The 7,966-nt window shown below is 72.0% G+C and carries 9 protein-coding genes and 1 pseudogene; 5 read left to right on the top strand and 5 right to left on the bottom strand.

Going from position 1 to position 7,966, the window contains the following annotated elements; genetic code table 11:
- Nucleotides 1-75: 75 nt before the first annotated feature.
- The 3 genes from ENN83_RS11855 to ENN83_RS11850 all read right to left on the bottom strand — a co-directional run bounded on the left by ENN83_RS11855 (nucleotide 76) and on the right by ENN83_RS11850 (nucleotide 1,794).
- Nucleotides 76-909, bottom strand: coding sequence for an aminotransferase class V-fold PLP-dependent enzyme (locus tag ENN83_RS11855; RefSeq protein ID WP_414707659.1), 834 nt, complete (start codon nucleotides 907-909; stop codon nucleotides 76-78).
- On the bottom strand, nucleotides 906-1,328 hold the full coding sequence (locus tag ENN83_RS17175; RefSeq protein ID WP_414707658.1) for a hypothetical protein: 423 nt from the start codon (nucleotides 1,326-1,328) through the stop codon (nucleotides 906-908). The genes ENN83_RS11855 and ENN83_RS17175 overlap by 4 nt, the downstream gene beginning before the upstream one ends.
- 91 nt (nucleotides 1,329-1,419) lie before the next feature.
- The gene (locus ENN83_RS11850) at nucleotides 1,420-1,794 is read right to left on the bottom strand and encodes an OB-fold nucleic acid binding domain-containing protein (RefSeq protein ID WP_253089911.1); all 375 of its coding nucleotides are present in this window, start codon (nucleotides 1,792-1,794) and stop codon (nucleotides 1,420-1,422) included.
- A gap of 215 nt (nucleotides 1,795-2,009) precedes the next feature.
- Here ENN83_RS11850 and ENN83_RS11845 point away from each other — a divergent pair, with 215 nt between their 5' ends.
- The gene (locus tag ENN83_RS11845; protein WP_253089912.1) at nucleotides 2,010-2,333 is read left to right on the top strand and encodes a 2Fe-2S iron-sulfur cluster-binding protein; all 324 of its coding nucleotides are present in this window, start codon (nucleotides 2,010-2,012) and stop codon (nucleotides 2,331-2,333) included.
- Nucleotides 2,333-2,701, top strand: coding sequence for a hypothetical protein (locus ENN83_RS11840; protein WP_349760123.1), 369 nt, complete (start codon nucleotides 2,333-2,335; stop codon nucleotides 2,699-2,701). The genes ENN83_RS11845 and ENN83_RS11840 overlap by 1 nt, the downstream gene beginning before the upstream one ends.
- A 219-nt stretch (nucleotides 2,702-2,920) precedes the next feature.
- Here ENN83_RS11840 and purD read toward each other — a convergent pair whose 3' ends face one another.
- Nucleotides 2,921-4,183, bottom strand: a complete 1,263-nt coding sequence (purD, locus tag ENN83_RS11835; protein ID WP_287187281.1) for a phosphoribosylamine--glycine ligase — start codon at nucleotides 4,181-4,183, stop codon at nucleotides 2,921-2,923.
- Between the two features lie 92 nt (nucleotides 4,184-4,275).
- Between purD and ENN83_RS11830 the strand changes: the two genes are divergently transcribed.
- Together ENN83_RS11830 and xseA are read left to right on the top strand one after the other, a co-directional pair.
- Nucleotides 4,276-4,761, top strand: a complete 486-nt coding sequence (locus tag ENN83_RS11830; protein ID WP_287187279.1) for a hypothetical protein — start codon at nucleotides 4,276-4,278, stop codon at nucleotides 4,759-4,761.
- Nucleotides 4,761-6,317 (top strand): exodeoxyribonuclease VII large subunit, encoded by a 1,557-nt coding sequence (xseA, locus tag ENN83_RS11825; protein WP_287187277.1) that lies wholly within the window; start codon nucleotides 4,761-4,763, stop codon nucleotides 6,315-6,317. Before ENN83_RS11830 ends, xseA begins: the two co-directional genes overlap by 1 nt.
- A 10-nt stretch (nucleotides 6,318-6,327) precedes the next feature.
- On the opposite strand, the gene ENN83_RS11820 is transcribed toward xseA, so the two are convergent.
- The gene (locus tag ENN83_RS11820; RefSeq protein WP_287187275.1) at nucleotides 6,328-6,738 is read right to left on the bottom strand and encodes a hypothetical protein; all 411 of its coding nucleotides are present in this window, start codon (nucleotides 6,736-6,738) and stop codon (nucleotides 6,328-6,330) included.
- 214 nt (nucleotides 6,739-6,952) lie between these two features.
- Between ENN83_RS11820 and ENN83_RS11815 the strand changes: the two are divergent.
- Nucleotides 6,953-7,966, top strand: a pseudogene (locus tag ENN83_RS11815) (hypothetical protein); the annotation flags it as partial.

Here is a 7,966-nt window from a genome sequence, read left to right as displayed (position 1 = left end):
GGCTGACGGGCTGACCCGGGCGGGCAGACTAGCCCCTTCGCCCCGCCAAGGTCGAGGGCGATCTGCCCGCCCGGGTCAGCCCGTCAGCCCCTGCATCACCGAGAGGAACCGCGCGACCTCGGCGTCGGTATTGTAATGGCTGAAGGAGAGCCGCACGCAATCGGCCATGGCCAGCGGGACCAGCACATTGCCCGAATAGTGATCCGCCTTGCGCGTATGCACCCGGATGCCGTTCTGCCGCAGATGCTCCACCAGCGCGGGCGAGTCCCGGCCCGCCGCCCGGAAGGACACCACCCCCTCGCGCCCGTCGACCCGGTCGCCGCCGATCTCCGTGATCCCCGCCATCGCGCCCAGGCCGGGCAGGGTGCCGGTGCCGCCGATCGCCGCCCGGGCCAGCCGCCCCTCCTGCGCCGCGATGGCGCGGCCTGCCGCCTCCAGCCGGGCGCGGCGGTCCGGGCTGTCGCAGACCTGCCCGCCCAGCCAGTCCAGATAGGAAACCACCTCGGAAAAGGTCGCACAGGCGCCCGCACCCCGCGTGCCCGGTTCCCAGTTGTCCGCTGGCCCGCCCGCCAGGTTGTCCTTGCCGCAGGCGCCCAGCCGGGCCGAGGCCCAGGCCACGCCATAGCCATGGCGGGCGAACATCTTGCAGGGCGAGACCGCATAGCCATCGACGCCCAGCCCGGCCACCTCCACCGCGCCATGGCTGGCATGCTGGATGGCGTCCACCACGATCAGCGCCGCGGGCGCGACCTGGCGGATCGCGGCGGCGATGGCGGCCACATCGACGGTCATGCCGGTGACGGGCGAGGTGTGCAGGATCGTCGCGACCCGGATATCGGGCGTCAGATGCGCGCGATAGGCCGCGACCCCGACCGTCCCCGTCGCATCGTCATGCGGCACCTCGATCACCGCGCGCCGGTGATCCCGGCCCAGCGCGCCCGCGCGCTGGCGGTTGCGGGATGTTCCGGCGTCGAGCCGATCATCGCGCCGCCCGCCTCGGTGCCCAGCGCGGCGGCGCGCACCAGCCGGAACAGCAGTTCCGTCCCGCTTTCCCCGACGAAGACCCGGCCGCTGCGCGCGTTGAAGAACAGCCGCATATCGGCCTTGCCGGTCTCGATGATCCGCTGCAGCCGCGTGCCGGCCGCGCTCGCCCGCCCGGGATTGTCGGGGATCGCGGCGTGGAACGCGCTTGTCTCGACCACCGATTTCAGATGCAGCGCGCCGCCCGCATTCTCGAAGAAGATGCGCCTGCCCTCGAAGGGGCAGGTCTCGACATGGGCGAAGCGGCTGCGGATCTCGTCCATCAGGCCGGGGGTGTCGGCGATCATCTCGGGCTCCGGTTCGGTGACGGGGGCGGGGCGCCCCGCGCCCGGATATGCCAGCCCGCGCGGTTTGCCCGGCCCCGATGCGGCGTGCGGCTCAGGGCTGGTCGGCCGCCCGGCAGATCTCGTGGCGCAGCAACTCGTCCAGCATGTGCGAGATGTCCTCGATCTCTTCGGCGATCACATGGGTCACGCCCGCCTCGCGCTGCACCCGCCCGGCGACCCGCAACAGCCGCCCCGCGATCACCGCGCGGCGGAAGCGTTCGAACACCCTGGCCCATACGACCACGTTGGCCACGCCGGTCTCGTCCTCCAGCGTGACGAAGATCACCCCCCTGGCGGTGCCCGGCCGCTGGCGCACCAGCACCAGCCCCGCCACGCAGACCCGCGCGCCCGCGGGCGGCAGGTCCAGCATCGCATGCGGCAGGCAGGCGGGCGGTTTCGGCCAGTCGGGGGGGCGCGGATCGGGCATGAGAACAAATATAGAACAAATTTCGCGCCATGCAACCGCCGCGCCGCGCCCGGCCCCGCCGAAACCCGCCGGAAGTCCGACGGAAGTCCGATGAACGTCCGATGGAAATCCGACAGTCGGACACCGCCCCGCGGGGCGGTTTCGTCTTTCGCTGGAAAATCCCTCCCGCCTCGCGTATCTGGGCCTCGATCCGGACAACAGGAGGCACGCCCGGCATGGCGAAGATCACCTATATCGAGTTCAACGGCACCCAGCATGTGGTCGAGGTCGCCAACGGCCTGACCGTCATGGAAGGCGCGCGCGACAACGCCATTCCCGGCATCGACGCCGATTGCGGCGGCGCCTGCGCCTGCTCGACCTGCCATGCCTATATCCATCCCGACTGGGTCGCCCGGCTACCGCCCATCGAGGAGATGGAGGCCGACATGCTTGATTTCGCGTATGAAACCGACCCGAAACGCTCGCGCCTGACCTGCCAGATCAAGGTGACCGATGCGCTGGACGGTCTGATCGTGCAGATGCCCGAAAAGCAGATCTGATGGGCCGGGCGGCCCTTCTTGCGGCCGCCCTTCTCGCCGCGCCCGCCGCGGCCCGGGTCGTTTCGGCCCGCTATGACCAGCCCACGACGCGCTACGATCACGGCGTCCTGGGCGATGCGGTGGAATGGGGCACGCTTGAACTGCGCCTGGCCGACGGCACGATCCGCCGCGTGGTCCTGCCCGAGACCCGCGCCTTCGAGGACACCGCCCCGCGCCTGGCCGACCTCGACAGCGACGGCGCCCCCGAGGTGATCGTCGTGGAAAGCGACCTCGCTCTCGGCGCAAGGCTGTCGATCTACGGCGAAAACGGTCTGATCGCCGCCACCCCCTTCATCGGCACGCGCCACCGCTGGCTCGCCCCCGACTGATCGCGGATCGTCCTCGCCCGGCTCACGGCCGACCGGATCGAGACCCGGCCCACGGGCCTGACCGCCACGCCGACGGGCTTTCGCAGGGCGCTGGGCTGCCGTGACTGACAGGGGGCCAAGGGCCTGGGCCTGTGCTTCTTCTGGCCGGAAATATCCTCGGGGGGTGAATTGGCCGTCAGGCCAAGAGGGGGGCAGACGGCCCCCCTGACCCCGCCGACCTCAAAGCGCCCGCCAGCCGATATCGCGGCGGTAGAACCCGCCGGGCCAGTCGATCCGGTCGACCATGCCATAGGCCCGGTCGCGCGCCTGTTCCAGGCTCGCCCCGCGCGCGGTGACGTTCAGCACCCGCCCGCCCGCGGCCACCACCTGCCCCCCGGCCTCGGCGGTCCCGGCATGGAACACCATATGCGCACTGTCCTCGGGCAGCCCGTCCAGCCCGCCGATGACCGAGCCCTTCTCGTAGGCCCCCGGATAGCCCCGGGCCGCCATCACCACCGTCATAGCGTGATCGTCCGCCCAGTTTACCCGCGCCTCGGCAAGACGCCCCTCGGCGCAGGCCAGCAGCAGGTCCAGCACCTGGCCGCCCAGCCGCATCATCAGCACCTGGGCCTCGGGATCGCCGAAGCGGACATTGTATTCCACCAGCCGCGGCGCGGCGTCCCTGACCATCAGCCCGGCATAGAGCACGCCCCGGTAGGGCGTGCCGCGCCGGGCCATCTCGGCCATGGTGGGGCGCACGATCTCGTCCAGCGCGCGGGCGCAGACGGCATCCGTCATCACCGGAGCAGGGGAATAGGCGCCCATGCCGCCCGTGTTGGGGCCGGTATCGCCCTCGCCCACGCGCTTGTGGTCCTGCGCGGTGCCGATCGGCAGCACGGTCTCGCCGTCGCAGAGCACGAAGAACGAGGCTTCCTCGCCCTCCATGAATTCCTCGATCACCACCTCGGTGCCCGCGCCGCCGAAACTGCCGCCGAACATCTGGTCGATGGCCGCCTCGGCCTCGGACAGGGTTTCGGCCACGATCACGCCCTTGCCCGCGGCCAGCCCGTCGGCCTTGACCACGATGGGGGCGCCCTGCGCGCGGACATAGGCCCTGGCCGCCTCGGCCTCGGTGAAATGGCCATAGGCCGCGGTGGGTGCGCCGCTGGCGTCGCAGATGGCTTTGGTGAACGCCTTGGAGCTTTCCAGCGCCGCCGCGGCCTGAGAGGGGCCGAGGCACAGGATCCCCGCCGCCGCCAGCCGGTCGGCCACGCCCGCGGCCAGCGGCGCCTCGGGGCCGATCACGACGAAATCGACGGCGTTTTCCTCGGCGAAGACCGCGACCGCGCCGCCATCCTCGATATTCAGGGCGGCGCATTCCGCCATCGCGGCGATCCCGGCATTGCCCGGCGCCACGATCAGCCGGTCGCATTTGGGGTTCTGCCGGATCGCCCAGGCCAGTGCATGTTCGCGCCCGCCGCCGCCGAGGATCAGGATATTCATGGGGCTCTCCGCTTGGCCTTCGACCCGGGGCGTTCTAGGCTCGCCGCACGGCAGAGGCAACTCGGATTCCCCGGGCGGAGGCGCGGCGAAGGATGGCATGGGCAGAGCTTTTCGGACCGGCGATGCTGGGCGATCTGGTCGTCGCGCTGGCGACGATCGGGCTGGGCATCTGGCTGCCCGGCCTTGTTGCGCTGCGCCGCTTGCGCAGCCGGCACTGGTGGGAGAAGAAGGCGGGATTCTATCAGGACCTTGTCGCCACGCTGGGCCGGTTGAAGCAGATCGAGGATGCCGCCTTGCAGCACGAGAGCGAGGGTGGGGCGCAGGACGCGGAGGCGGCCATGCGCACCGCCTGGGACCACGAGGAAGCGCGCCAGCGGTTGCGCGGCCTCGCCAATGAGGGGCTGGTGCTGATGTCGCCCGAGATCCAGGAGGCGATCCGGCGCTATTTCCACGGCATGGACCTGGCCCGCGGCAAGGACAGCGCCGTGGAACGGCAGATCGAGCGCGCGACCGTCACGAATGATGCGCTGGTCGAGGTGATCGCGGCGGCGCGGAAGGATCTGGGGGTGCGCGGATGATGTCCGACCTGATCGAGGACGAGGGGCCGGGCGGCAATGCGCCGGAATTCACCGTTTCGGAAATCTCGGGCGCGGTGAAGCGCATGATCGAGGGCGCGTTCACCCATATCCGCGTGCGCGGCGAGGTGGGCCGCGTCAGCCGTCCGCGCTCGGGCCATGTCTATCTGGACCTCAAGGACGACCGGAACGTGCTGGCAAGCGTGATCTGGAAGGGCACCGCGGCGCGGCTCGCCACCCAGCCCGAAGAGGGGATGGAGGTGATCGCCACGGGGCGGCTGACGACCTTTGGCGGGCAGTCGCGCTATCAGATGGTGATCGAGGATATCCAGCCCGCGGGGCTGGGCGCGCTGATGGCGATGCTGGAAAAGCGCAAGGCCGCGCTGGCCGCCGAGGGGCTGTTCGCGGCCGAGCGCAAGCGGGCGCTGCCCTATCTTCCGCAGGTGATCGGGGTGGTGACCTCGCCCTCGGGCGCGGTGGTCCGCGATATCCTGCACCGTTTGCGCGACCGCTTTCCGCGCCGGGTGCTGATCTGGCCCGTGGCTGTGCAGGGGGCGTCCTGTGCGGCGGAAGTGGCGCGTGCGATCCACGGCTTCAACGCGCTCGCGCCGGGTGGGCCGATCCCGCGGCCCGATCTGCTGATCGTCGCCCGCGGCGGCGGCAGCCTCGAGGATCTGTGGGGGTTCAACGAGGAAATCGTGGTGCGTGCCGCGGCCGCGTCCGAGATCCCGCTGATCTCGGCGGTGGGGCATGAGACCGACACGACGCTGATCGACCTTGCCGCCGACCGCCGCGCGCCCACGCCCACCGCGGCGGCAGAGATGGCGGTGCCGGTGCGGCTTGACCTGCTGGCCGCGATCGACGGGTTCGAGGCGCGGCGCTCGCAGGCCATCGCCCGGGCGCTGGGCCAGCGCCGTCAGCGGCTGGCCGATCTGTCGCGCGCGCTGCCGCGGCCCGAAACGCTGGTGCAGGCGGCGGCGCAGCGGCTGGACCGCGCGTCGGAGCGGTTGCCCATGGCGATCCGCGCCCGCGTCAGCCGTGAGCGTCTGCGCCTGTCCGAGGCTGCCGCTGCCTTGCGCCCCGCGGCGCTGGGGCGACGGATCGCGCAGGAGGCCTGGCGGCTTGAGGACCGGGCGGGACGGGTGGCGCCCGCGCTGGAGCGGCTGATCGCCCTGCGCCGACAGCAGCTTGACACCCGCGCTGCGCGGCTGCGGCCCGAGGCGGTGGGGCGCCAGATCGCGGCGCGCGGGCAGGTGCTGGCCGCGCTGGACCGGCGGCTGGCCGCGGCCATGGAGGCGGGGATCGAGCGGCGCCGCACGAAGCTGGATGCGCTCGACCGGGTGCGTCAGGGGCTTGGCTATGAGGAAACGCTCAAGCGCGGATTCGCGGTGGTGCGGGGCGATGGGCAGGTGGTGACCACGAAGGCCGCCGCCGAAGCCGCCGGGGCGCTGGAGATCGAGTTCCGGGATGGCAGGCTTGCCATTGGCGGCCCGGCCGAAAGGGTGCCGAAGCGGCCGCGCAAGGCGCGCAATCCGCCGGATCAGGGCAGCCTGTTCTGATCCGGTCGGCTCAGACCCCGACCTCGGGGCCGGTGCAGATCAGCGGCTCGCGGCTTTGTTTCAACTCGATCAGTTCGGTCTGCATCGGGTCGTTCTCGAACCGCGCCATCAGCCCCGTGGGCGAGCGGTAGAAGCTCCAGCATTGCGGATCGTCGGGACGGTGGTCATAGACAAAGCAGATCTGGCCCTGCTGCTCGTACCAGCTGCCTTCGGTGCATTCGCCGTTGAGAAAGGTCCAGATCACCCGCCGCCCGCCGAGATATTGCTCGGCCCCGTAGGCACGGCCGCGGGAGGCGTAGAACAGCGTCTTGCCGGTGGCGTAGCGCTCGAACTCCTCGCCGCTCATCGCCTGGGGTTCGGCTGCAAGGGCGGGCGTGGCGAGGGCTGCGACCAGGGGCAGGGCGGTCAGGAGGGCGCGCATTCCGTTTCCTTCTCTTGTCATGGCCGGAGTCTGCCAGAGCGGCGCGCGAATGGCCAGTGGCCGGGGTGCGGCGGCAGGCGGCATCGTCCGCGCGCCGGTCAGCGGGCAGGATGGGGCGGCCGTGACCCTGGGGGCGGGGTGGCCCTCTTCCAATGGGGCGCGTTTGCGCATAGGTCAGGGCAGGCGCGGACGCGGCTGGGGCGCAGGAGGCGAGATGGCGTTCTTCAAGAAGCTCAGGGACAGGCTGCGGGGCTCGTCCTCGAAGATCGAGGAGGGGCTTGAGGCCATCGTGCGCGAGGGCGGCCGGGAAGAGGAGATCGAGGTCGAGGAGCCCGGTCCCGATCAATCCGGCCCCGGCGCGGCAAGCGCGGCCGACGCGCCCGGACCCGATGCGGCGTACGCGCCCGAGGCGCGGCCCGCGCCCCTGGTGCTGGGAGCCGCGCTTGCGGTCCCGCCCGAGCCGGTGCAGCGCGCGGACCTGCCCGCCGACCCGCCCCGGGCCGAGGCCGAAGCCGCGCCCGAACCGGAGCCGGAACATCCGCCCGTGCCTGTGGTCGAACCGGAGCCTGAACCCGAGCCGGAACCTGAAGCTGCGCCCGAACCCGAGCCGGAACCGCTGCCCACACCGCCGGTCGAACCGGAACCGGAGCCGGAACCGGAGCCTGACCCGCGGCCCGAACCGGCGACCGGCTGGGCGCCTGCGCCCGCATGGCCGCCTGCGACCGCGCCTGTGACGGGATGGGCGCCTGCGCCCGCATGGCCCGCCGCGCCCGAACCCGAAGCCGGGCAGGCGGCCGAGATGCCCGCGCCGGACGCGGTCGCGGAACAGGCGCCGACCGAATCGGCAGAGGCCGAACCGGCGGGGGCGCTGGCCGAGGATCCGGACGAGGCCGCCGCCGAAACCGCCGCCGCCCCCGAAATCGAGGCCGAGCCAGCCCCGCCCATGCGCGAGGCCGAAGCCATTCCCCCGACGCCGGAGCCGGAACCTGTCCTGACGGTCGAGCCGGAGCCCGAACCCGGGGAAAGCCCCGAGCCGCTGCCCGAGCCGGAGCCGGAGCCGGAGCTGCCGCCCGAGCCTGCGCCTTTGCCCGAGCCCGAGCCGGAACCCGTGCCCGAACCGGAGCCGGAACCGCTGCCGCTGCCCGATCCCGAACCGGAACCGGCGCCGGTGGAATTGCCGTCCGCGCCGTCCGAGACCCCGCCGCCCCCGCCGGTTCGGCCTCTGCCG

The sequence above is a fragment of the Rhodovulum sp. genome (assembly GCF_011048875.1).
In the GTDB taxonomy this organism is placed as follows: Bacteria; Pseudomonadota; Alphaproteobacteria; order Rhodobacterales; family Rhodobacteraceae; genus Rhodovulum; species Rhodovulum tesquicola.
This window is presented reverse-complemented; position numbering and strand designations above follow the sequence as displayed.

Coding starts and splice junctions, on each gene's coding strand:
- ENN83_RS11850 (WP_253089911.1), bottom strand. CDS start 1,794: ATGCCCGATCCGCGCCCCCCCGACTGGCCGAAACCGCCCGCCTGCCTG.
- xseA (WP_287187277.1), top strand. CDS start 4,761: ATGTCCGACCTGATCGAGGACGAGGGGCCGGGCGGCAATGCGCCGGAA.
- ENN83_RS11845 (WP_253089912.1), top strand. CDS start 2,010: ATGGCGAAGATCACCTATATCGAGTTCAACGGCACCCAGCATGTGGTC.
- ENN83_RS17175 (WP_414707658.1), bottom strand. CDS start 1,328: ATGATCGCCGACACCCCCGGCCTGATGGACGAGATCCGCAGCCGCTTC.
- ENN83_RS11820 (WP_287187275.1), bottom strand. CDS start 6,738: ATGCGCGCCCTCCTGACCGCCCTGCCCCTGGTCGCAGCCCTCGCCACG.
- ENN83_RS11830 (WP_287187279.1), top strand. CDS start 4,276: ATGGCATGGGCAGAGCTTTTCGGACCGGCGATGCTGGGCGATCTGGTC.
- purD (WP_287187281.1), bottom strand. CDS start 4,183: ATGAATATCCTGATCCTCGGCGGCGGCGGGCGCGAACATGCACTGGCC.
- ENN83_RS11840 (WP_349760123.1), top strand. CDS start 2,333: ATGGGCCGGGCGGCCCTTCTTGCGGCCGCCCTTCTCGCCGCGCCCGCC.